General features: G+C 36.4%; 25 protein-coding genes. 19 read left to right on the top strand and 6 right to left on the bottom strand.

Annotated elements, in window-relative coordinates; translation table 11 throughout:
* Positions 1-70 precede the first annotated feature (70 nt).
* The 5 genes from LC418_RS02270 to LC418_RS02250 are packed head-to-tail and all read left to right on the top strand — an operon-like array spanning position 71 to position 3,666.
* The gene (locus LC418_RS02270) at positions 71-1,276 is read left to right on the top strand and encodes a BaiN/RdsA family NAD(P)/FAD-dependent oxidoreductase (RefSeq protein WP_223557949.1); all 1,206 of its coding nucleotides are present in this window, start codon (positions 71-73) and stop codon (positions 1,274-1,276) included.
* A complete protein-coding gene (locus LC418_RS02265; RefSeq protein WP_223557948.1) occupies positions 1,273-1,686 on the top strand; it encodes an energy transducer TonB in 414 nt (137 codons plus the stop codon). Before LC418_RS02270 ends, LC418_RS02265 begins: the two co-directional genes overlap by 4 nt.
* Positions 1,687-2,325, top strand: coding sequence for a DUF2306 domain-containing protein (locus LC418_RS02260; RefSeq protein WP_223557947.1), 639 nt, complete (start codon positions 1,687-1,689; stop codon positions 2,323-2,325).
* Positions 2,322-3,242, top strand: a complete 921-nt coding sequence (locus LC418_RS02255) for a YARHG domain-containing protein (RefSeq protein WP_111954105.1) — start codon at positions 2,322-2,324, stop codon at positions 3,240-3,242. Before LC418_RS02260 ends, LC418_RS02255 begins: the two co-directional genes overlap by 4 nt.
* Complete coding sequence (locus LC418_RS02250) at positions 3,208-3,666, top strand: energy transducer TonB (protein ID WP_223557946.1); 459 nt, start codon at positions 3,208-3,210, stop codon at positions 3,664-3,666. Before LC418_RS02255 ends, LC418_RS02250 begins: the two co-directional genes overlap by 35 nt.
* Here the strand turns inward: LC418_RS02250 and LC418_RS02245 are convergent.
* The 3 genes from LC418_RS02245 to LC418_RS02235 all read right to left on the bottom strand — a co-directional run bounded on the left by LC418_RS02245 (position 3,653) and on the right by LC418_RS02235 (position 5,371).
* The gene (locus tag LC418_RS02245; RefSeq protein WP_223557945.1) at positions 3,653-4,054 is read right to left on the bottom strand and encodes a ribosomal maturation YjgA family protein; all 402 of its coding nucleotides are present in this window, start codon (positions 4,052-4,054) and stop codon (positions 3,653-3,655) included. The genes LC418_RS02250 and LC418_RS02245 overlap by 14 nt on opposite strands.
* Positions 4,055-4,211: 157 nt before the next feature.
* A complete protein-coding gene (locus tag LC418_RS02240; RefSeq protein ID WP_223557944.1) occupies positions 4,212-4,871 on the bottom strand; it encodes a thioredoxin family protein in 660 nt (219 codons plus the stop codon).
* An 11-nt stretch (positions 4,872-4,882) separates the two neighbouring features.
* Entirely contained in the window at positions 4,883-5,371 is a 489-nt protein-coding gene (locus LC418_RS02235; protein WP_111954097.1) for a TlpA family protein disulfide reductase, read from the bottom strand.
* Positions 5,372-5,508: 137 nt separating this feature from the next.
* Between LC418_RS02235 and LC418_RS02230 the strand changes: the two genes are divergently transcribed.
* Entirely contained in the window at positions 5,509-5,673 is a 165-nt protein-coding gene (locus LC418_RS02230) for a bacteriocin (RefSeq protein ID WP_111954095.1), read from the top strand.
* A 29-nt stretch (positions 5,674-5,702) separates the two neighbouring features.
* Positions 5,703-5,861, top strand: a complete 159-nt coding sequence (locus LC418_RS02225; protein ID WP_223557943.1) for a bacteriocin — start codon at positions 5,703-5,705, stop codon at positions 5,859-5,861.
* A gap of 133 nt (positions 5,862-5,994) precedes the next feature.
* Here LC418_RS02225 and mutS read toward each other — a convergent pair whose 3' ends face one another.
* Positions 5,995-8,583, bottom strand: coding sequence for a DNA mismatch repair protein MutS (mutS, locus tag LC418_RS02220; RefSeq protein ID WP_223557942.1), 2,589 nt, complete (start codon positions 8,581-8,583; stop codon positions 5,995-5,997).
* A 54-nt stretch (positions 8,584-8,637) separates the two neighbouring features.
* Between mutS and LC418_RS02215 the strand changes: the two genes are divergently transcribed.
* Positions 8,638-9,255, top strand: a complete 618-nt coding sequence (locus tag LC418_RS02215; protein WP_223557941.1) for a GNAT family N-acetyltransferase — start codon at positions 8,638-8,640, stop codon at positions 9,253-9,255.
* A gap of 176 nt (positions 9,256-9,431) precedes the next feature.
* Here LC418_RS02215 and LC418_RS02210 read toward each other — a convergent pair whose 3' ends face one another.
* Positions 9,432-10,301 carry a cupin-like domain-containing protein gene (locus LC418_RS02210; protein WP_111954087.1) on the bottom strand — a complete coding sequence of 290 codons (870 nt, stop codon included), beginning with the start codon at positions 10,299-10,301 and terminating at the stop codon, positions 9,432-9,434.
* A gap of 479 nt (positions 10,302-10,780) precedes the next feature.
* Here LC418_RS02210 and LC418_RS02205 point away from each other — a divergent pair, with 479 nt between their 5' ends.
* Positions 10,781-11,662: a bestrophin family protein gene (locus LC418_RS02205; RefSeq protein ID WP_111954085.1), complete on the top strand. Its 882-nt coding sequence runs from the start codon at positions 10,781-10,783 to the stop codon at positions 11,660-11,662.
* 9 nt (positions 11,663-11,671) lie between these two features.
* Here LC418_RS02205 and LC418_RS02200 read toward each other — a convergent pair whose 3' ends face one another.
* Positions 11,672-12,271, bottom strand: coding sequence for a hypothetical protein (locus LC418_RS02200; protein WP_111954083.1), 600 nt, complete (start codon positions 12,269-12,271; stop codon positions 11,672-11,674).
* 55 nt (positions 12,272-12,326) lie between these two features.
* Between LC418_RS02200 and LC418_RS02195 the strand changes: the two genes are divergently transcribed.
* The 10 genes from LC418_RS02195 to LC418_RS02150 all read left to right on the top strand — a co-directional run bounded on the left by LC418_RS02195 (position 12,327) and on the right by LC418_RS02150 (position 21,761).
* The gene (locus LC418_RS02195) at positions 12,327-12,947 is read left to right on the top strand and encodes a toxin-antitoxin system YwqK family antitoxin (protein WP_223557940.1); all 621 of its coding nucleotides are present in this window, start codon (positions 12,327-12,329) and stop codon (positions 12,945-12,947) included.
* A 5-nt stretch (positions 12,948-12,952) separates the two neighbouring features.
* Complete coding sequence (locus LC418_RS02190) at positions 12,953-13,483, top strand: RNA methyltransferase (RefSeq protein WP_111954079.1); 531 nt, start codon at positions 12,953-12,955, stop codon at positions 13,481-13,483.
* Between the two features lie 262 nt (positions 13,484-13,745).
* Positions 13,746-14,321, top strand: a complete 576-nt coding sequence (locus LC418_RS02185) for a CBS domain-containing protein (RefSeq protein WP_223557939.1) — start codon at positions 13,746-13,748, stop codon at positions 14,319-14,321.
* A gap of 1 nt (position 14,322) precedes the next feature.
* On the top strand, positions 14,323-15,189 hold the full coding sequence (locus LC418_RS02180; RefSeq protein WP_111954075.1) for an NAD kinase: 867 nt from the start codon (positions 14,323-14,325) through the stop codon (positions 15,187-15,189).
* A gap of 71 nt (positions 15,190-15,260) precedes the next feature.
* Complete coding sequence (gene fbaA / locus LC418_RS02175; RefSeq protein WP_111954073.1) at positions 15,261-16,331, top strand: class II fructose-bisphosphate aldolase; 1,071 nt, start codon at positions 15,261-15,263, stop codon at positions 16,329-16,331.
* Between the two features lie 96 nt (positions 16,332-16,427).
* Positions 16,428-17,282, top strand: coding sequence for an acetyl-CoA carboxylase, carboxyltransferase subunit beta (accD, locus tag LC418_RS02170; protein WP_111954071.1), 855 nt, complete (start codon positions 16,428-16,430; stop codon positions 17,280-17,282).
* A 54-nt stretch (positions 17,283-17,336) separates the two neighbouring features.
* Positions 17,337-17,843, top strand: coding sequence for a DUF6973 domain-containing protein (locus tag LC418_RS02165; protein ID WP_111954069.1), 507 nt, complete (start codon positions 17,337-17,339; stop codon positions 17,841-17,843).
* 85 nt (positions 17,844-17,928) lie between these two features.
* On the top strand, positions 17,929-18,306 hold the full coding sequence (locus tag LC418_RS02160) for a ThiF family adenylyltransferase (RefSeq protein ID WP_223557938.1): 378 nt from the start codon (positions 17,929-17,931) through the stop codon (positions 18,304-18,306).
* A gap of 55 nt (positions 18,307-18,361) precedes the next feature.
* The gene (locus tag LC418_RS02155; protein WP_111954057.1) at positions 18,362-19,594 is read left to right on the top strand and encodes a radical SAM protein; all 1,233 of its coding nucleotides are present in this window, start codon (positions 18,362-18,364) and stop codon (positions 19,592-19,594) included.
* Positions 19,587-21,761 (top strand): peptidase domain-containing ABC transporter, encoded by a 2,175-nt coding sequence (locus LC418_RS02150; RefSeq protein WP_111954055.1) that lies wholly within the window; start codon positions 19,587-19,589, stop codon positions 21,759-21,761. Before LC418_RS02155 ends, LC418_RS02150 begins: the two co-directional genes overlap by 8 nt.
* Positions 21,762-21,833: the final 72 nt, after the last annotated feature.

Below are 21,833 nucleotides of genomic sequence, written 5' to 3'. Positions count from 1 at the left end.
TACTCAAATAAGATGGTTTATAAAAATTGTACTTTTGGAAAAATAATCTTCAGCATAGGATTACCATTACATGAAACAGATCATTATTATCGGAGGTGGCGCCGCAGGCTTTTTCTGCGCATCGAATCTTGACGAAAAAAAATATAAAATTACCATCCTTGAACAGAACTCGGATGTACTTCAGAAGGTAAAAATCTCAGGTGGCGGACGTTGCAATGTTACGCATGCCTGTTTTGATCCAAGGGAACTGGTTCAGTTTTATCCAAGGGGAAATAAGGAACTGCTAAGTGTTTTTACCAAATTTCAGCCGGGAGATACTATGGATTGGTTTGACCAACGCAATGTACCATTGAAAATTGAGAATGATAACCGGGTTTTTCCGGAAAGCAATTCTTCACAGACCATTATCAATACTTTCCTGAATGAAATTCAGAATAAAAAGGTTGAGGTCAAAACAAAATGTTCTGTAAAAGAAATTGAAAAACAGGATGAAAAATATCTTGTCAAGACCAGTTTGGGAGATTTTCAGGCGGATTATGTCGTTTATACGACCGGAAGTTCTCCGAAATCACTGAAAATCGTTGAAAATCTGGGTCACAAGATCATAGATCTCGTCCCATCACTTTTTACCTTCAATATTAAAGATGAATTGCTACAGGATATTCCCGGAACCAGCTTTGAAAATGCTGAAATCTCAATTCCTTCCTTAAGAACTGAGGAAAACGGACCTTTGCTTATTACACACTGGGGCCTTTCAGGACCAGCTGTTCTGAAAATTTCAGCATGGGAAGCGATAAGTCTTGCGAAATCAAAGTACCATTTTGAAATTGAAGTGAATTTTATTTCAAAATCTGTGGATGAGGCTGAAGAAAGTTTCCATAACTTTAAACAGTCTAATCCGAAAAAGACAATTGGACAGGCGAAAATCTTTGACATTACCAACCGATTCTGGCAGAAAATATTGGATGTTTCACAGGTTGATCTTAATAAACAAATCTCCAATATTTCAGGGAAAGAAATACAGAAGATCCTTGAAAACCTTTGTAGAAAAAAGCTGAAGGTTACGGGAAAGTCTACTTTTAAAGACGAGTTTGTAACCGCCGGAGGTGTTGATTTAAAGGAAATTAACTTTAAAAATATGTCTTCAAAACTGCTCCCGAATTTTTATATTGCCGGAGAAGTTTTGAATATTGATGCTGTGACGGGAGGATTTAATTTCCAAGCATGCTGGAGTGAGGCGTGGCTTATTTCACAACATTTAAATAATTTATCATGATGAAAAAAATAATATTATTCATCTTATTTTTAAGTACAATAACAGCATATACGCAAACACTGGATACTTTGAAAACATCTCTTTTACAAGATATTTCAGAAAAATCTAAAGGTGCTGAATATCCCGGAGGGATGATGGAGCTTCGAAAAGACATCGCTAACAAACTAAAAATAAACAAAATAAAAGGAATAGAAGGAAAAAAGGGAATCCTCTTTTCGCAAGCAAAATTTATAGTTAATATCAAAGGAAGATTAGAGGGCATTGTGGTAATCGGAGACGATGTCGATTTCAATAATGAAGTAGAGAGAGCCCTAAAATCTTTGAGAACCAGATGGAAACCGGCAGAGGATAAAGGAGTTCTTGTCCGCTCGTATTATAAGGTTCCTTTCACCTTAACTATGAATAATTAAATGCTTACCGCCAAAAAACATATTCTCCTTTCATTAAAAATCCTTTTAATCATTGGATTTGGATATTTTTTTGGGCTGATGCTTAAAATTACGCTAGAATATTTTCCCTTCGATCCTAATGTAAGCTTTCTGATGATCAAGCAGACGGAAGTTCATGACAGACCGGAATATCTTTCTTTTTTCTACACCCATGTGTATACCAGTATTTTTGTGCTATTTTCTGGATTTCTGGCTATTCTCAGAAAAAATTTCGGGATTGAAAATTTTCACAGGAATATTGGCAAAGTCTATATTTTTTTAATTCTGATTCTGGCGGCACCTTCCGGAATCTATATGGGATTTTTTGCCAACGGAGGCTTTTTATCTAAAATTTCGTTCGTTATTCTAGGGTCTCTTTGGTGGTTTACTACGTATAAAGCCTATCAATCGGCAAGAAAGAAAAGGTTTAAAGAACACAAGCAGTGGATGTGGCGAAGTTTTGCCCTTACTTTATCTGCGCTTACCTTACGGATCTGGAAAGTTATTATTGTATATTTATTCCACCCAAACCCAATGGATGTCTACCAAATCATCGCATGGCTTGGCTGGATTCCCAATATCCTTTTGATTGAATATTTAATTACAAAAAAACATATATGAAAATTCTAAATTACACCCTAGCTTCCATGCTGGCAGTCTCTCTTCTGAGCTGTAAGAAAGATGGAAAAGTAAACGAAACAGGAAAAGATTCGGTGATCGCCAAAAAAGATTCTGTAGCAGTTCCTGAAATCTACAAAGAATATTACGGAATTTATACCGGTGATTTTGCCGGTATGGAAAAAATGGTAGATGAAACAGACGGTTCTGAATATGAGGGCAGCATTAATAAGAGAATTTCACTGAAAATTAACAGAATAACTAAAGACAGTGTCTATGGACAAAGCATCGTCAATGGAAATCAGCGTCCATTCAGGGGTATTTTTAATGAAAGCACTAAATCTTTTGTACTGGATGAACCTGGCAATGATAAAACAGACGGTAGATTTGAAGTAAAATTAAGCGGTGACAGCATCACCGGAAAATGGAATGCTTTTAATAAAACTGCAGTAAAATCACCTTTAAAAACGATTAAACTTTCAAAAAAGGAATTTGTATACAATCCTAATTTTATGCTGGATAAGGATTCTGATCTGGTTGACTGGTCCAATCCAAAGGATTTTGTGGAAAAATATACAGACGAAGAAACCGGAAAGACGGAAAGCTATACGACTTCTAAAAACAGGGTAGCTTCTGAAGCGATTTTTAATTTGAATGCATCAAAGCAAAAGCTATCTGAAAAAGACCTGAAAAACTTACGGAAAATAGATCTTGAAATCATCAAAAATTCTGTTTTTGCAAGACATGGTTATTCTTTCAAAAAAGAGACTTACAGGTATTTCTTTGAACAGACGGACTGGTATATTCCTGTTTCAAATAATGTTGACAAGGAACTTTCTCCAATGGAAAAGGAGAATGTAGCTTTGCTTAACCGCTTTATAAAATATGCGGAAGATAAATATGACAGCTTTGGAAGATAAGACTTACTCCATGAAAAAATATTTGTTTTTTATTCTGTTATTCTGGACTGTTTCTATTGCTGCCCAAAAAGATTCAACTGTAATTCCAGGTCCAAAGCCATCGGTAGATACAGAACCCCGGCCATCCCAGATTGCGGCGTTTCCTGGCGGGCACCAGGCATTTGTAAAGGAAGTTTTAAAGAATTTCCGGACCTCTCCATTAGTAAAAGCGGAGATTATGAAAGCTAAAGCCGTTGCTACTTTTATTGTAGACACGGAAGGAAATATGGTGGATATTAAAATAGAATCCTACGAATATAAAATGGTAAAAGATGAATTTCTAAGAGCTTTGAAAATGATCAAAACACAATGGATTCCTGCAGAAGAGAATGGCAAAAAAGTCCGGAGCATCATGAGGCAACCTTTGGTATTCAGCCTGCAATAGTTTGCTTTTCTTTCTTCAATTGGCTAAACTTCAGCCCAAGGAAAAGCAGCAGGCATCCTGCGGCATAACACAGAATATCTATCCAAGAGAAAGAATTTCCGATTACAATATACATCAGGCTTCCAGGACGGAAGCCTAATTTTTCTGCAACAGTAAAGTATTGTGCAAATTCTACCATACAGGAAAAAATTAAAATTCCAAGGATAAGCTTTTCATTATTGATCTTCACAAAGGTTTTAACAAATGTGTATAGAAGCATAACGACTATCACGTCACCAAGATAAGCTCTTACAAAGAAAATATGGGCCAGTTTTGTGGCGATCAGAACTTCTATAAGAAAGATAACAATGGTAAGAAGAAGATATTTCAGGCTGAATTTAAATTCCATGCTGTGTTTAAATTTTGGCTAAAGCCTTTAACGGCCAATTTCCTTTCGCGCGGGCTAAAGCCCACCCCTATTGAATGGATAAATCGACATTCAATTTCGGTCATAAAAAATCGGCATTCAATGAACACCGATTTTTTATAATATTAATACAAATATATTATTTCTTTACTTTGATTGTACATCCTATAGCTACTGTTTTTTTCATTTTTATGGGTTCCCCTTTGATCAGGGCATTTACAGCATCCTGAACATAATATTCGGATACATCGTCTGGATTTTCATAATTGTTGTCAATAGCTCCGATATATTTCACGATATTTTTTCCGTTTTCTTTCTGAAGGACAAAAACATGAGGTGTTTTTGTAGCTCCGTAAAGCGGATATATCTTTTGTCCTTCATCTACCAAATATGGGAAAGTAAACCCCTTCTGTTTTGCCCTTTCGATCATTTGTTGATACCCGTCTTCCGGCTGTACATTGGGATCATTGGGATTAACAGCAATAACCGGATAACCCTGGTCCTTGAACTTTTTATCTAACTCTACAATCCTGTCTTCGTATTTTTTTGCGTACGGACAATGGTTGCAGGTAAATATTACTATAAATCCTTTCGAGCTTTTAAAATCGCTTAAAGAAACCATTTTACCGTCAATATTCTTCAACTTAAAATCAGCGGCTTCATCTCCAACTTCATACCCTTTTACAGCAGAATTTACAGATGTATTTTGAGAAGCGTCAGCTTTATGATCTGTTGTTGTAAAGCTCAGAACTCCAAGCCCAGCAATAAATGCAGCCATTAAAATTTTCAGATTTTTCATATGATATTTTTTTATTTTAAATTATTGTTGATGGTCTTTTCCAGGTCTTCTTTGCTCATTTCGCCATCGTTGAAATACACTTTTTCACCATTTTTATAGAAGATTGTCACCGGAATATTTCCGTCCCAGTCTTTTTCAAACCTTGGAATCCAGGTATTCATTCTTTTAATATCATCCAGCAGGATCACTTCAGCAGTAAGGTTTTTATTTTTGATAAATTTCAATACTCTTTCTTTATCTACAAGCCTGTCCAACGAAACTAAAATCATTTTAAAGTTTGAGTGATCCTTAAATTTATTATTAATCTCCATAAAATGAGGCAGTTCTTTCACACAAGGAGCGCAGGTAGTCGCCCAGAAATTGACAACCAACAACTTATCATTATCCTTCTGAATACGTTTTTCAAAATCTTCGTATTTCATAATGGAAACTTCTTTCTGCTGAGCACTCAAACCAGCAAAGGATAAAAAAAGGAGGAGTATACTTAATAAATTCTTCATGCTTAAAGTTAACGAATGCTATCCTTTTCTTTAAGTATCAATCTGTTAAACTTTGTTAATGATATTTATTTTTTATCACCAACTATAGAATTATATAAAATAAAATGTAAATTAGCTATAACCAAATTAAAATTATTATGAAAAAATCAAATCTTCAACCAAGAAAGCTTTCAAAAAAAGAATTGAAAGAAATCAGTGGAGGCTTCAGACCTGTATGTCCAAGAGTCGTAAGCTGTATTGATCCGGTGACCGGAGTAGAATTGTATGGCGTTTATGGTATTCAGGACGGATACTGCTGTTAAGGATTTAAATTAACTACAAAATAATTAGTATGAAAAAATCAAACTTTCAAAGCAGAAAACTTACAAAAAAAGAGTTAAAAGAGATCAACGGAGGAGCTTCATGTGCTGAAGGCCTGTGCAAGCTCAGAGGTGTACCCAGCCATTTCATGATCATTGGACCGAGAGGCAGTGACGGATACTGCTGCTAGACATTCCTTTATAAAGAAATATAAACAGGCTGGAGATGATCCAGCCTGTTTTCTTAATAATTTAATGCATATTAATATCTTCCTGCAATACAGTGATCGGAAAAACAAAAACCCACCGGAAGCCTGCATATATCTATCCTCCAATCATTTTTTTTATTGAATTAAGCTTCATTAAAGCTTCAATAGGTGTCAAGGTATTGATATCTATTTTTGTAAGTTCCTCACGGATATTTTCCAGAACCGGATCATCCAGCTGGAAGAACGAGAGCTGCATATTTTCTTCTGTTACTCTTTTGATGCTTTCAGAAGTGCTGGTGTTTTGTGTACGGCTCGCTTCAAGGGTTTTAAGGATTTCATTGGCTCTGTTGACCACTTTTGCCGGCATTCCCGCCAGTTTAGCCACATGAATACCGAAACTGTGCTCACTGCCTCCCGGAATCAGCTTTCTTAAGAAAATGATATTTCCTTTATTTTCCTGGATGGAAACGTGGAAGTTCTTCACTCTTTCAAAATTCACCGTCATTTCATTCAATTCATGATAATGGGTTGCAAATAAAGTTTTTGCCTGCGTAGGATGCTGATGAAGGTATTCTGCAATAGCCCATGCGATAGAAACCCCATCGTAAGTAGATGTTCCACGTCCTATTTCGTCAAGCAGGATAAGACTGCGTTCCGAAATATTGTTCAGGATATTGGCTGCTTCGTTCATTTCTACCATAAAAGTAGATTCACCGGCCGAAATATTATCAGTCGCCCCTACCCTTGTAAAAATTTTATCCAAAACCCCAATCTCAGCATGTTTTGCGGGAACAAAACTTCCAATCTGAGCCAAGAGACACACAATAGCCGTTTGACGCAGAATTGCTGATTTACCGGCCATGTTAGGTCCAGTCACCATGATGATCTGCTGGGAATCTTTGTCTAAAAATATATCGTTGGGAATGTATTTCTCTCCCAAAGGAAGTGCATTTTCAATAATCGGGTGTCTTGCCTCTTTAAGGTCAATGGCATATCCCTGATTAAGAATGGGCTTCGTATAGCTTTCAGAAACAGCCAGTTCCGAAAGTCCCACCGCTACATCAAGCTGTGCAATAATATTGGAATTTCCCTGGATCTGATCCATATAGACCATTGTTTCGGCACACACATTTCTATACAGCTCATTTTCTAATACCCCTATTTTTTCTTCGGCACCCAGAATCTGGCTTTCATATTCTTTCAGCTCTTCGGTGATGTAACGCTCTGCATTGACAAGCGTTTGTTTTCTCAACCAATCAGCGGGAACTTTATCTTTATGGGCATTCCTTACTTCTATATAATATCCGAAAACATTATTAAAATCGATTTTAAGGCTTGAAATTCCCGTTCTTTCTATTTCTCTCTGGCACATCTCATCCAGGAAACCACGGCCTTTACTTTGTAGATTTCTCAATCGGTCAAGCTCTTCCGAGATGCTTTCTTTGATAATATTTCCTTTGGAGATATTCACCGGAAGCTCTTCATTGAGATGATTCTGCAAAAATTTGATCAGTTCATCCATATCAAATAACGGCTCCAGCCAGGCCAGAACATCTGCATGAGGATGAAGCAACGCTTTAATCTGATGAATATTGATCAGACTCTGGCGCAGATAGCCAAGTTCTTTCGGAGATATCTTTTCTGCAGCCAGTTTCCCCATCAGCCTGTCAAGGTCCGAGATCGATTTCAACAACTGACAAATCTCGTATTTCAGTTGATCATTTTCGTTCAGAAAATCAATCAGAGAAAGTCTCCTCATAATTTCGTCCACCGATTTTAACGGAAGAATGATTCTTCTTCTCAATAACCTTCCACCCATCGGGGTAGATGTTTTGTCAATAATATCCAGGAGCGATTTTCCCTGTGGATTACTTGGATAAACAATTTCAAGATTTCTCAGGGTAAAGTTGTCCATCATCAGGTAATCTTCCTGTGGAATGATCTGAAGCTTTGTGATATGTGCCAGCAGATTGTGGTGTGTATCTTCTACCAGGTAAGCGAAAATGGCTCCCGCTGCTGTAATAGCCAGTGGAAGGTTTTCTGTACCAAACCCTTTTAAAGAATTCGTTTTAAAATGCGAGGTCAGTTTTTCGTAGGCAAAATTATACTGGAAAGCCCAGTCTTCAAGCTTAAAGGCACTTTTATTTTTGAGCTGTTCCGGCAGTTGAACACTTCTTTGATACACAATTTCGCTGGGATCAAAAGTATTGATAATATGCAGGATCTTTTCCAGATTTCCTTCGCTCACCAAAAACTCGCCGGTAGAAACATCCACCATGGCAATTCCGTACTTCTCTTTTTCTTTATGCAGAGAAAGAAGGAAATTATTCTTTTTTGAATTTAATACCTGATCGTTAAAGGTAACACCTGGTGTCACAAGCTCTGTAACGCCTCTTTTTACAATTCCTTTGACCATTTTTGGGTCTTCCAGCTGATCACAGATGGCAACTCTCATTCCGGCTCTTACCAATTTTGGAAGATAGGAGTCTACTGAATGGTGTGGAAATCCTGCCAGCTCTATATGTCCTTCTCCATTAGCTCTTTTGGTAAGAACAATACCCAGAATCTGGGAGGTTCTCACAGCATCCTGCCCGAACGTTTCATAAAAGTCTCCAACCCTGAATAACAGCAGTGCATCAGGGTATTTCGCCTTGATGGTATTATACTGCGTCATTAATGGGGTTTCCTTCTTCGTTTTTGCCATAATAAAAAATGAGCCCCAAATTTAAATAAAATAAATTCAGGGTTGAAAATTGTGATGAAATTAATCTCGCTATGGGGATCAAAAGCTGTATTATATGTTCATAATAAAATATTTGTTGTATTTTTCAGTAAAATAAACTCTATGATCTACCCTGTTTTAGAAACTGAAAGACTTCTTTTAAGACAGCTGACTATTGATGATGCAGAAGACCTCTTCGAATATTTTTCTCTGGATGAAGTCATGGAATATTATGATCTGGAAACCTTTAAAACACAGGAAGATGCTCAAAAGATCATCCGACATTTTAATAATGAATTTGAAAAAGGAAAAGGATTCCGATGGGCACTGGAATTAAAATCTGACAAGAAAGTTATTGGAACATGCGGTTACCATAACTGGTACCCTGAACATTTCCGTGCTGAGATCGGCTATGAACTGAATCCTAAATTTTGGAGAAACTCTTATATGAAAGAAGCTATTCTTTCTATTCTTACTTTTGGCTTTGAAAGTATGAAACTTCACCGGGTAGACGCATTCATAGATCCTTCCAATATTTCTTCCGAGAAGCTTTTGAACTCTTTAAACTTTAAAGATGAGGGCACTCTGCGTGATTACTTTTTTGAAAAAGGAAGGTTTGTAGATGCCAAAATCTTCGGTCTTATTAATGAATAAAAGAGAAGATGGATTCCGAAGAGGGAAGTTTCTGAAGCTCTACAAAACCAATGAATATTTTTTAATTAATTTTTTAAAACATTTTGACTTTCCTAATTGACTTTCAATTATAACTGTCACAGGAAATATTATAAGGAGATACATTAACCTCCAGCTTCCCTCTTCAACCTTCAAGGCTATTTCCTTTTCTTTTCAAAAGCTTCCGTCCCTTTTTCATAAGCCCATTTCTGCTTGTAATTCACCCACTTAGCCTTAAACAGCTTACGAAGAAGCTTATCTGTATACCTCATGATAAAAACATGGTACATCATATTGGCAAAAACATTCGGTTTGTTGGGAAGAGCCCTGAGCGACATGGAAAATCCCGGTTCCAGATATCTGTTAAAATGCCAGAATGCCCCGGGAATGAAAAGCGCATCACCATGCTCCATAAAAATTTCATAGCCTTTGGCATACTGTAAGGCCGGAAACTTCTCATAATCAGGATTTTCATAATCTATATCATAAACCGTATGAACAGAGAGCGGCACTTTATATAAAAAGGCAGATTGTTTTTGATCAAATAGCAGGATTCTTTTCTTACCCTCGAAATGAATATGAAGAAAATCTCCCAAATCTACATCATAATGCATCAGAACATGGGCCTCACTTCCTCCAAAGAAAAGAGTTGGCAGCCGCTTAAAAAACTTAATTCCCAAGTCGGGATACGTGAAATTTTTCAGCAGTTCCGGAAGTCGGTCTGTAATGATATAGAAAAAGATCCGCAGATCTGATGGTCCGCTTTTAATCCGGTCGATATAATCCTTCATTTTCATATTCGTGACAGGAGCATCTGAGCTTTTGGAAGCATCAGCCGGTTTATTATCATACAACGGTACGATCTGATCACCTGCTTTCTCACGGATATAGGCAAGATTCCATTTGTCGAAGGCATCCCATCTGGCCGCAAAATTTTTGATCAAAAGCGGCTTATGTTTTTTGAAATAATTCTTCTGAAAATCTTCTTTACTGATATCGTTGACTACATCTACGTTTTCGAGGATCATCTTGTTTGTTATTTAATGCGAAATAAAAATAGTGTTTTTTTGAAATCTGTGAAAATTAAAAAATGGTATCGGGAATTCTGGGCCCTGATTTAAACAACAAAAGGACAAAAGTTTTTAAACACTTTAGTTATTTTTTAGTTTAAAGTATTGAGAATAAGAAGTACACATAAGTTTAAAAATCAGAGATTTTTATAAACAGGATTTAAAACATTAAGATCTTTGAAGATTTTAAGATCATTAAGCTGAGCTTCGCTTTAAGAACCAGAGCTAAAAAAAATCTAAGATTTTCTCCTAACTGTCCTTATCTCCTTCACAAATCTTAATGTTAAAAAAACTATGCGCAATCATCTGTGAAGATCTGAGAAATCTGTGGTCAATCTGTCTTTTTGCCCTTTTGCCTTATTTTTAAAATTATTTTAAGCTTCATGATAAAGCAGGGATAAAATGAAAAAATTATCTTTGTAAGACTAAGCCTATTTATGAGAGCCTACAACACTAAACATTTCCTGAAGATCCTTTTCAGTATGCATAAAAGCGATACCATGAAGATTCTTTTTCCGACGATGATTCTTGTGGGGCTTTATTCGTGGGGGATCCAGTATCTGGAGGTGGAATACCTTCATCTTACTGCAAAATCAGGAGTAAGCAATGTCGGAATGATCCATTCCCTACTGGGTTTTGTATTATCGCTATTGCTGGTTTTCAGAACGAATACGGCTTATGACAGATGGTGGGAAGGCAGGAAACTTTGGGGTAAGCTGGTGAATGATACCCGGAATTTCGCCGTAAAGATTAATGCTATTTTGGGTGACAACCGGCAAGACGCAGAGCAAATTTCAAGATATTTAAAGTACTTTCCGCATTTTCTGGCCAAGCATCTTTCACAAGAATCTACAAGACTGGCTTTAGACGAAGATTATACAGAAATTGAAAAATCCCTTAAACATCATGGGCCCAGTGAAATTGTCATTCTTTTGACCTATAAACTGAATCAACTGAAAAAAGAAGGAAAGATATCAGATATCGAGATGTTGTATCTTGACACCCAGCTTTCCGGATTTCTGGATGTCTGTGGAGGCTGTGAGAGAATTAAAAACACCCCTATTCCCTACTCTTATTCTTCGTTTGTTAAGAAATTTATCATCTTATATGTCCTTGCGTTGCCTGTTGCCTATGTAATAACGATCGGACTTCTGATGATCCCGCTTACCGTGTTCGTCTATTATGTTCTGATGAGTCTGGAACTGATTGCTGAGGAAATTGAAGACCCTTTCAATAATGATGAAAATGATATTCCTATGGAAGCATTGGCACAAAATATTGAGAGGAGTGTACACCAGATTATGGGGCTTAAAAATTAAAAATCAACCTTAAAGGTTGATTTCTTTGATTTCTCCGTCTGCTTTTATCTCTACGAATTTACTTTCGCGGTTCGCTGCAGAATAACCATAAAAAAAGGTCTGGTATATGGGAGTAGAATACAGATACCCCCCATAGGCATTATAAGCATCTGATCTTCCTGTCTGCTCCTGATAGCTTGCAGTAGCTGTAAAATTAACAATCGTTTCCAGGTAATATTTTCCGGGTTTTAACTTTTCAAACTTAAATCGCCCGTGATCGTCCGTTAATGCTTCCAGCCTGTATTTAAATGCATCTTCGGACATGTAGACCGTTGTTTTCTTGCTCTCGTACTTTCTTCTCATGCTGTAAAACTCATCAAAATAGGGAGTCACAGGAAAAAGCATCACTACAGTTCCTTTAGGAGCATAATGCTTTGCCCCAAGCAGAGGTTTGATTCCCCAGTTGTTTTTCTGTTTCGTGGAAGCCACTCCTTCTATCGTAGAATTTCCAAAGCTAAGCATCTCCCTGGCTAGCTTTTTATCAAAAAAAGCCTGAGGATAATAGGTGTTCTGTGCCTGTGAAAATAGAAAAGCGAATACCAACAGCAGTAAAGTGGATATTTTTTTCATGTTAATATTTTAAATCAAATATAAGTATTTTGCTATTTTTGAAATAAAAATATCTATGAAATACTTTTTTCTTCTGTTAATGGCCACATCATCGTGGGCAATAGCACAAAAACCATGCGGATTCAAAGACGGACTTCAGGAGGGATCGTGCAAAGCTTTCTATGATAACGGACAGGTAAAACAGATTCTTGAATGGAAGAAGGGAAAAGTGGAAGGCGATGCCATTTATTATCATGACAACGGAAAAGTTCAGGCTAAAGGAGAATACAAGAAAGACTATAAAGTAAAAGAATGGGCTTATTACGATAAAAATGGTGTTCTTACTTCAAAAGAAGTTTTTAGGAATGGTGATAAAAACATTTATGATAACAGCTTTACGGCTACTTTTTACACCCCTTCGGGAGTCGTGGCGGAAATTTCCAATTATAAATTTGCTAAATTACACGGTGAAAGCAAAGTTTTCTACGAAAACGGAAAATCTGTAAAACAGATCGGTCAGTATGAGAACGGGCTTGCTGTCGGAAAATGGAAATCATTTTATCCATCAGGAAAACTGCAACGTGAAACAGAATTTGCCAACGATAAATGGAATGGAAGCCGGGTTCATTACCGTGAAGACGGAAGCGTTGAAAAAACAGAAATATACAGAGAAGGAAAATTAATCTCAACAAAATAAAACAATTGGTACAGAAATTAAAACTGGAAGAACTTAACAGAATAGATGTAGAAACATTTAAGAAGGTTGAGAAAATTCCATTGGTCATTATTTTAGACAACTTGAGGAGCATGCATAATGTAGGGGCATCTTTCAGAACAGCAGATGCTTTTTTGATCGAAAAAATAATCCTTTGTGGTATTACGCCGCAGCCGCCACACCGCGAGATTCATAAAGCCGCACTTGGAGCTACGGAAAGTGTGGACTGGGCCCACGAAAGTGACATTAACACAGCGATAAACGATTATAAAAGTCGTGGATATCAAATTATAGGGATCGAACAGACAACAGACAGTGTTATGATCACTGATTTCAGCATCGACAAATCAAAAAAATATGCGTTGATCTTAGGAAACGAAGTGGAAGGAATAAGTGATGAAGCACTCCCCAATATTGATACATTTCTTGAAATTCCACAGCTCGGAACCAAGCACTCTCTGAATGTAAGTGTATGCGGCGGAATTGTGATGTGGGAGTTTGCAAAAGCCCTTAAATAAAAAAACTGCATATGTCCTTAAAAGACAGTGCAGTTTGAAATAAATCTAATAAAAAGTAAAAATGAAAGGCGACAAAGATACTTTTTTTTTCTTTACGAACAAATTTTAACATCATTTTTTTAATTTTCCCAGAAAAAAAGTGATGTTTTGAGAAAAAGTTTCATTTAATTTTTTATAAATTAGCACAATGTTTATCAAGGATTATATCTCAAAAGACTTTCCGTGTTTTAGCCTTACTGACTCAATAGAATCAGCAAGAAATATGTTAGAGGATTTTGGATATTCCCACATTTTCATTAAAAAATCCCATCATTTCTACGGAGCTATTGCGGAAGACTTTCTTTATGAAGATGACGGGATATTGAAGGACCTCGAACATCAGATCGAGCGCTTTGCCATCCTGGAAGACAATAATATCATGGACAGCATCCGCCTTTTCTATACGTTCAGTGCCAATGTGATTCCGGTGATCAATAAAAATGAAAAATATCTTGGGTATATCACCTGTGAAGATATTTTCCAGAATCTTTCCCGCTATCCGCTGTTTTCAGAAACAGGAGCTATTCTTACCATAGAAACGCCGGCCAGAAAGTATTCGATGACGGAGATCGCTAACATTGTGGAAAGCAACAACTCGAAATTCTATGGCGGATTCATCTCTTTTATGTCTGATGAAGTAATCCAGGTAACCATTAAGATCAGCAACGAAAACCTGTCTTCGATAGACGCTACTTTTGACCGGTACGATTATAGAATTGTTGAAAAATACTATTCTGATGAAAAATCGGACCTGTTTAAGGACAGATTCGGGTTTTTCCAAAAATTCATAGAAATATAACATGAAGGCAGCCATATATTCTCAGAAAAAAGACCTCGATACTTTTTTATATTTAAGCAAGTTTATTTCAGAACTTGAAACCAGAGGCGTAAAATCTGTTCTGTATGACGAAATGGCTGAAGCACTTCAGTTCTCAAAGATATTTGAAACATTTAACAGCAAGCAGGACCTTCTGGACAAAGAAGTAGACCTTTTCTTTACTTTCGGAGGTGACGGAACTATTGTGAACTCCCTCACCTTTATTGAAGACCTGGAGATCCCGATTGTTGGGGTGAATACCGGAAGATTAGGGTTTTTAGCCAGCTTTACAAAAGAAGAGGCTTTTAAAGAACTTGATGCCATCTTGAAAGGTGATGTGAAGACAAGCCGCCGTGCTGTAATTGAGGTTGTTTCCCCAAAATCCGGTGATTTTTTCCCGTATGCACTGAATGACGTTACCGTGTCCAGAAAAGAAACCACCTCCATGATTACGGTAGATTCTTATATCAATGACGAGTTTTTGAATGTATTCTGGGGTGATGGAGTCATTGTTTCCACTCCTACAGGATCTACCGCTTATTCTTTAAGCTGCGGCGGGCCGATTATCTCTCCCAATAACGAAAATTTTGTCATTACCCCTATCGCTCCGCACAATCTCAACGTAAGACCTTTGGTTGTAAATGATAGAGTGGAAATAAAATTTAAAGTGGAAAGCAGAGTGCCACAGTATTCCCTTTCTCTGGACTCCAGACTGGTCCATATAGAAACCGACAAAGAAATCATCATCAAAAAGGCAGATTTTCAAATCCTTCTGGTACAGCCGAACCATTTAAGTTTCTACGAAACAATCCGTCAGAAGCTGCTTTGGGGCAGGGACAAAAGAAATTAGTAATTCCTCAAAAATGATTACCTTTACAGGAATTTTAAAAACGCCTAATAATTTAAAATAAAAAGTAAAACATGAGCAGAATTTTTCCGGCAGGAGTTGCCACAGGTCAATTAGTTACTGATATTTTTCAGTATGCCAAAGAAAACAAATTTGCACTGCCTGCAGTAAACGTAATTGGTTCAAGCAATGTAAATGCTGTTATGGAAACTGCAGCGAAATTAAACTCTCCTGTAATTATCCAGTTTTCAAACGGCGGAGCTGCGTTCAACGCAGGAAAAGGACTAAACAATGACGGTCAGAGAGCTGCAATTTTAGGATCTATTGCCGGCGCCAAACATATTCATACTCTTGCAGAAGCTTACGGAGCTACTGTAATTTTACATACAGACCACTGTGCAAAGAAATTATTGCCTTGGATCGACGGATTATTAGATGCAAGTGAAGAGCATTACAAGCAGACAGGAAAGTCTCTTTATTCTTCTCACATGCTGGATCTGTCTGAAGAACCTTTAGAGGAAAACTTGGAAATCTCTGCTAAATATTTCGAAAGAATGGCTAAAATGCAGATGACTTTAGAAGTTGAGATCGGTGTTACAGGTGGTGAGGAAGATGGTGTAGACAATTCTGATGTAGACAACTCTAAATTATATACTCAACCTGAAGATATAGCGTATACTTATGAAAAATTAAAAGCGATTTCTGACAACTTTACCATTGCTGCTGCTTTTGGTAACGTACACGGAGTTTACAAGCCAGGAAACGTGGTTCTTACGCCTAAAATCCTTGATAACTCTCAGAAATATGTTCAGGAGAAATTCGGAACAGCTGCCAAACCTGTTAATTTTGTATTCCACGGAGGTTCAGGGTCTACTTTAGAAGAAATCAGAGAAGCTATCGACTACGGAGTTATCAAAATGAATATCGACACTGACCTTCAGTTCGCTTACACGGAAGGGGTTAGAGACTATATGGTTAACAATATTGATTATTTAAGATCTCAAATTGGAAATCCTGAAGGAGAAGAAAAACCTAATAAGAAATTCTATGACCCAAGAGTTTGGGTAAGAAAAGGTGAAGAAACTTTCTCAACAAGACTGGTTAAAGCGTTTGAAGACTTAAATAACGTAAATACTTTAAAATAATTTTTTGTAAAAGTAGGATGTATAAAGTACAAAGTAGATTTAATGCTTTTGTCTTTATACATTTTACCTTTTACATGATACATTAATACAATCAAAATGGCATTCGACTGGTTTAAAAGAAAAGCAAAAAACATTACCACCTCTACTGATGAAAAAAAGGACGTTCCCAAAGGCCTTTGGCATCAGACTCCATCAGGAAAAGTAGTGGAGCATGATGAACTGAGAAGAAATAACTATGTTTCTCCTGAAGACGGATTTCATGTAAGAATAGGAAGTGCAGAATTTTTTGAGATCCTTTTTGACGAAGGTAAGTTCACTGAACTGGATGCCAATGTTGAAAGTATTGACATCTTAAATTTCAAGGATACAAAACCTTATAAAGACCGTTTAAAAGAAGTAAAAGCAAAAACAAAGCTTACAGATTCCATCAGAAATGCAGTAGGAACCGTAAAAGGAACTGAAATGGTAGTTTCCTGTATGGATTTTGCTTTTATCGGCGGATCTTTAGGTTCTGTAATGGGTGAAAAGATCAGAAGAGCGGTAGATTACTGTATCGCCAACAAACTTCCATACATGATCATCTGCCAGTCCGGGGGAGCAAGAATGCAGGAAGCTACTTACTCACTGATGCAGCTTGCCAAAGTACAGGCCAAGCTTGCGCAGCTTTCTGAAGCAGGACTTTTATACATCGCTTACCTTTGTGACCCTACTTTTGGAGGAATTACGGCTTCTTTCGCTATGACAGCAGATATTATCATGGCTGAACCGGGAGCACTGATTGGTTTTGCCGGTCCTAGAGTAATCCGTGAGACGATCGGAAGAGATCTTCCTGAAGGTTTCCAGACTTCTGAATTCTTACAGGAAAAAGGATTTGTAGACTTTATCGTAAAAAGAACAGAAATTAAAGACACGGTAGCTAAAACAGTCAATTTATTAGCTGTGAATGCTTAAGATCTGTAACAAACACTATACAATCTCTCTCTAATTAGGGAGAGATTTTTATTTATGAGGACTTTTAAGATATTTTTTAATGCCATCCGCAGCATGAGCCTGAAAAAGGTCATGCGGCTTTTAGCGCTCCTTCTTCCCCATCCTCTTTTTGCCTTATTAAGCTTTCACGCAACGGTACAAACATTTAGCATTGCTCAGAAAAAATTCCCGGAAACGGCTTCTAACAATGGCATTGGAAATGCCTACAGACATGCATTATGGTGCTGTTTCATCATGATGTACTGCTGCAAGGTCTCCTCACCCCAAAAAGCATTGGATTTCTGCAAAAGATTAACGGATATGCATGAGGAACTTTTCCCCAATGAACCTTTGGAAACCAAAATGGACCTTCATAACAATAAAATCGGGATGGATTATTTCATGGAGCTGCTTCCGGGAATCCACCGGCAGTTTTTTGAGAAAGGCTTTTTTATTGATAGCCTGGAAAAGAAGATGGCTGATGCAAAAGTTTTGAAAAGCCTGGATGATGATTTTGAGGGATATCTGGTTTATTTGGATTGATATGATTATATTGTGAGTGTATTTTGTAATTCCGAGAGTGAAAAATAGAGCTGCCGGATCATAATTTGCATAAAACTAATACATCATGAACGATAGATATTCAAGAAACAGGATTTACGTAAGTCCTGAAGAGCAACATATTATCAAAAATTACCCTATACTATTGGCTGGAAATGGAATCGGAAGTAATATTGCCGAATGTGCTTTACGTTTCGGATTTGAAAATATTACCCTTATAGATGGTGATATCATAGACGTTTCGAACCTTAATCGGCAAAATTATACTGATCAGGAGGTTTCTATGTATAAGGCTGAGTCTTTATATAATCGTCTTAAAAACATTAATCCTGAAGCTAGTATCCAATACATTAATGAGTTTATAACTAAAGAAAACTTAGACCGGATTCTTGAAAATGTTTCTGTTGCTTTTAATGCGCTCGATTTTACTTCCACTATCAACTGATGCTTAAAACAGTTCTGCTTCATTTGTAGTAAATAACCATAAAAACCATTAAAGCATGAGAAATATTGATCAAATAGTATTAAAAATTTGCAGCAGATGTAATATCAACTGTACCTACTGTTACATGTACAACATGGGAGATAGTTCATATATTCATCAGCCTAAGTTTATAAGTATTGAAAATGTACAAATTCTGGCGGAGAGAATAAAAAAGCACTGTATTCAGCATGATCTCAGAAAATTCAGTATTACTTTTCATGGAGGAGAACCTTTACTCTATGGGAAAGCTAAAATGATCCGGATCATAGAAATTCTAAAATCTATAGAGAATGACAACCTTAAAATCGTTATAGGTCTGCAGACGAATGCCATATTAATAGATGATGAATGGTGCGAGATTTTCAATAAATATAAAATGGGCATTGGAATAAGCCTTGATGGAGTAAAAGAAATTAATGATCAAAACAGAATAGATTTTAAAGGAAAAGGGACTTATGACAAAGTAATTCATGGCGTTAATAAATGTCTTGAACATTCTGTGGATTTTGGTATTCTGTCCGTTGTCAATTCAAAACTGAATCCAATAGAGTCTTATAAACACTTCTCTAGTCTTGGCATCTTAGGATACGATTTATTGCTATTAGATAAAAACCATGATGCCCATGATTCTGCAGAATTCGAAACCGCCGACTGGCTGATCAGTATTTTTGATGAATGGTATCCGAATAAGGAAGGCATCGCAATCAATTACTTTGTAAATATGCTTAATGGCATTTATGGATTAGATATAAAATCTGATGCTTATGGAAAAGGATATAACAAAACTATTATTATTGAAACAAACGGAAGTATTGAAACGCTGGATGTACTAAAGATCTGTGGAGAAAGCTTCACTAAAAACAACCTTAATATCATAGATAATGATCTTGATGATATTTTTGATTCAGAACTGATCAGGCTCTACTATCATTCCAATTTTTTTCTTCCTAAAAAATGTCTTGCATGCCCGGTTCAGGATATATGCGGAGGCGGATATATACCCCATAGATACAGTGCAGAAAATGGATTTAATAATCCTACCATATATTGCAATGACATGCTAAAGTTCATTACCCATCTTCAGAATAAAGTCGTCGATGCCATGATTCCGGAAATAAGAGAAAGATCTAATGTCCAGAAACTGACTTATGAACACGCCTTAGAAATCATCAATGAAACCCTGCCTACCATTCAGGAACCTGAATACACAGAATTTTTAGAAAGCTTCCGAAAAACTGAATATGCTTAAAAAAAACTTTCCATTTATAAAGCAATTAGACAGTCAGGATTGTGGTTTCGCTTGTTTGAGGATGATCGGTAAATATTACAATGACAATTTTTATCTTGAAAATGAAATCATTACCAACTCCAATATTTCAAGACAGGGTTTATCTATTTCTGACCTGAAAACCATTTCAAAGGAAGTGGGATTCAATCCTATTCCCGTAAAATTGGATTTCCAAAAAATGATAAAGAATGTTCAACTGCCTTCTATTTTTTTCTGGAATCAAAATCATTATGTTGTTGTATACAAAATCACAAAATCCAAAATTTTTGTTGCAGACCCCGGATTCGGAAAAACAGTGTATAAAAAAGAAGAGTTCATAAAAGGATGGACACAAAATGGAGACGATGGAATTATACTTGTTTTGGAGCCGACAGAATCATTAATGTCAGTTAAAAAAAATAACGGTAAGGCAAAAACAATTAATCTGAATTATGTTACCCAGTACCTCAAAAAACATAAAATACAGTTTTTTCTTATTGCTTTAACTCTTTTATTGTCTTCCTTTATAGAACTTATTTTTCCTTTTTTCACCCAAAAAGTGGTTGATAAAGGAATTATCCATAAAAACATTAATTTCATATATCTTGTACTGAGTGCACAGATCATCCTTTTCCTAAGCAAAATATCGCTGGAATATTACCGCTCCTGGTTGTTCATGCATATAAGCAGCCGGATCAGCTTTTCCATCATTTCAGATTTTCTGATAAAACTGACAAGGTTGCCTTTTCAGTATTTTAATTCCAAGAACATCGGTGATCTTACACAACGGATTAACGATCATAAAAGAGTCGAAGGTTTTCTGTCTCAGCAATTGATTCAAACTGTATTTGCCATTTTCAGTGTCGTTGTATACTCGGCAATACTGCTTTATTTCAGTCTTAATATTTTCTTAACCGTACTCATATGCTCCATCGTTGAACTTCTCTGGATCTTTAGCTTCCTGGAAAAAATAAGAGTAAATGATCACAAGGATTTTTCACTTCTCTCGAAGGATCAGAACAAGATGTACGAAATGATCAACTCCATTCAGGAAATAAAATTAAATAATCTTGAAGAATCAAAAACAAGACAATGGCAATCTATCCAGAAAAACATATATTATAACAGACTGGAAAAACTTAAAATAGATCAGAAATATCAGAGCTATCGTTTTGTAAGCTTCTTTCAGACAATATTAGTTATATTTTTTGCATCTATGGCGGTTATAGACTCTAAAATGACAATTGGGGGAATGTTATCCGTAATGTTTATTCTGGGCGGCATCAGTGCACCTATCAATCAACTGATCAGTTTTGTGATGCAATACCAACTGGTTAAAATCAGTTTTGAAAGATTAAACGAAATTCATAACAAAAAAGATGAGGATAACATAAGCACCGTTAATAGTCTTCATGAAACTGAGAATATCAAATTCAATAACGTAAGTTTTTCTTATGATCATAAAAATTTCGTTCTAAAAAATATTGATTTGCTCATCCCTAAAAATAAGACCACCGCAATTGTAGGAGTAAGCGGAAGCGGTAAAACATCTTTATTAAAATTGATTTTAAAATTTTACACTCCTCAAATGGGAACTATTGAGGTTGGGGATCATCAGATTGATACTATTAACAATCAGTTATGGAGAAATAAATGTGGTGTTATATTACAGGATAGTGTAATTTTTTCAGACACCATCAAGTACAATGTATCATTGGAGGATAACCCCAATATTGAAATGCTGGATAAGGCTTTAGAACTCGCCAATATAAAAACTTTTGTCAATTCTTTATTACTAAAAGAAAACACAATTATTGGAGCCGAGGGGATCGGCATCAGCCATGGGCAGCGCCAGCGCCTATTAATTGCAAGAACGATTTATAAAAACCCCGACTATATTTTTTTTGATGAAGCTACCAATTCCCTGGATGCGGAAAATGAAAGAATAATTGTAGATAATATAAATAGTTTCTTCAGGAACAGGACAATGATAGTGGTTGCTCACCGATTGTCTACCGTTATAAATGCAGATCAAATAATCGTTCTGGATAATGGAACGATCATTGAGGCAGGCTCTCATGATGAACTAATCAATTTAAAAGGAAAATATTTTTCTTTAATTAAAAATCAGCTAGAATTAGGAGAATAACATGGAAAAGCAAAAAAGTGAAACATTAGGTGATATTCCCAAAATCTTAACATTAGTGGGGTTTGTAATTTG

Source organism: Chryseobacterium lathyri (assembly GCF_019970085.1).
Taxonomy (GTDB): Bacteria; Bacteroidota; Bacteroidia; order Flavobacteriales; family Weeksellaceae; genus Chryseobacterium; species Chryseobacterium lathyri.
Note: the sequence above shows the minus strand (reverse complement) of the source record. Positions and strands in the feature narration are given on the sequence as shown.

What these genes read in the sequence shown, in the direction of transcription:
- LC418_RS02270 (WP_223557949.1), top strand. Translation starts at nt 71, where the DNA reads ATGAAACAGATCATTATTATCGGAGGTGGCGCCGCAGGCTTTTTCTGC.
- LC418_RS02265 (WP_223557948.1), top strand. Translation starts at nt 1,273, where the DNA reads ATGATGAAAAAAATAATATTATTCATCTTATTTTTAAGTACAATAACA.
- LC418_RS02260 (WP_223557947.1), top strand. Translation starts at nt 1,687, where the DNA reads ATGCTTACCGCCAAAAAACATATTCTCCTTTCATTAAAAATCCTTTTA.
- LC418_RS02255 (WP_111954105.1), top strand. Translation starts at nt 2,322, where the DNA reads ATGAAAATTCTAAATTACACCCTAGCTTCCATGCTGGCAGTCTCTCTT.
- LC418_RS02250 (WP_223557946.1), top strand. Translation starts at nt 3,208, where the DNA reads ATGCGGAAGATAAATATGACAGCTTTGGAAGATAAGACTTACTCCATG.
- LC418_RS02245 (WP_223557945.1), bottom strand. Translation starts at nt 4,054, where the DNA reads ATGGAATTTAAATTCAGCCTGAAATATCTTCTTCTTACCATTGTTATC.
- LC418_RS02240 (WP_223557944.1), bottom strand. Translation starts at nt 4,871, where the DNA reads ATGAAAAATCTGAAAATTTTAATGGCTGCATTTATTGCTGGGCTTGGA.
- LC418_RS02235 (WP_111954097.1), bottom strand. Translation starts at nt 5,371, where the DNA reads ATGAAGAATTTATTAAGTATACTCCTCCTTTTTTTATCCTTTGCTGGT.
- LC418_RS02230 (WP_111954095.1), top strand. Translation starts at nt 5,509, where the DNA reads ATGAAAAAATCAAATCTTCAACCAAGAAAGCTTTCAAAAAAAGAATTG.
- LC418_RS02225 (WP_223557943.1), top strand. Translation starts at nt 5,703, where the DNA reads ATGAAAAAATCAAACTTTCAAAGCAGAAAACTTACAAAAAAAGAGTTA.
- mutS (WP_223557942.1), bottom strand. Translation starts at nt 8,583, where the DNA reads ATGGCAAAAACGAAGAAGGAAACCCCATTAATGACGCAGTATAATACC.
- LC418_RS02215 (WP_223557941.1), top strand. Translation starts at nt 8,638, where the DNA reads ATGAAATTAATCTCGCTATGGGGATCAAAAGCTGTATTATATGTTCAT.
- LC418_RS02210 (WP_111954087.1), bottom strand. Translation starts at nt 10,301, where the DNA reads ATGATCCTCGAAAACGTAGATGTAGTCAACGATATCAGTAAAGAAGAT.
- LC418_RS02205 (WP_111954085.1), top strand. Translation starts at nt 10,781, where the DNA reads ATGAGAGCCTACAACACTAAACATTTCCTGAAGATCCTTTTCAGTATG.
- LC418_RS02200 (WP_111954083.1), bottom strand. Translation starts at nt 12,271, where the DNA reads ATGAAAAAAATATCCACTTTACTGCTGTTGGTATTCGCTTTTCTATTT.
- LC418_RS02195 (WP_223557940.1), top strand. Translation starts at nt 12,327, where the DNA reads ATGAAATACTTTTTTCTTCTGTTAATGGCCACATCATCGTGGGCAATA.
- LC418_RS02185 (WP_223557939.1), top strand. Translation starts at nt 13,746, where the DNA reads ATGTTAGAGGATTTTGGATATTCCCACATTTTCATTAAAAAATCCCAT.
- LC418_RS02180 (WP_111954075.1), top strand. Translation starts at nt 14,323, where the DNA reads ATGAAGGCAGCCATATATTCTCAGAAAAAAGACCTCGATACTTTTTTA.
- fbaA (WP_111954073.1), top strand. Translation starts at nt 15,261, where the DNA reads ATGAGCAGAATTTTTCCGGCAGGAGTTGCCACAGGTCAATTAGTTACT.
- accD (WP_111954071.1), top strand. Translation starts at nt 16,428, where the DNA reads ATGGCATTCGACTGGTTTAAAAGAAAAGCAAAAAACATTACCACCTCT.
- LC418_RS02165 (WP_111954069.1), top strand. Translation starts at nt 17,337, where the DNA reads ATGAGGACTTTTAAGATATTTTTTAATGCCATCCGCAGCATGAGCCTG.
- LC418_RS02160 (WP_223557938.1), top strand. Translation starts at nt 17,929, where the DNA reads ATGAACGATAGATATTCAAGAAACAGGATTTACGTAAGTCCTGAAGAG.
- LC418_RS02155 (WP_111954057.1), top strand. Translation starts at nt 18,362, where the DNA reads ATGAGAAATATTGATCAAATAGTATTAAAAATTTGCAGCAGATGTAAT.
- LC418_RS02150 (WP_111954055.1), top strand. Translation starts at nt 19,587, where the DNA reads ATGCTTAAAAAAAACTTTCCATTTATAAAGCAATTAGACAGTCAGGAT.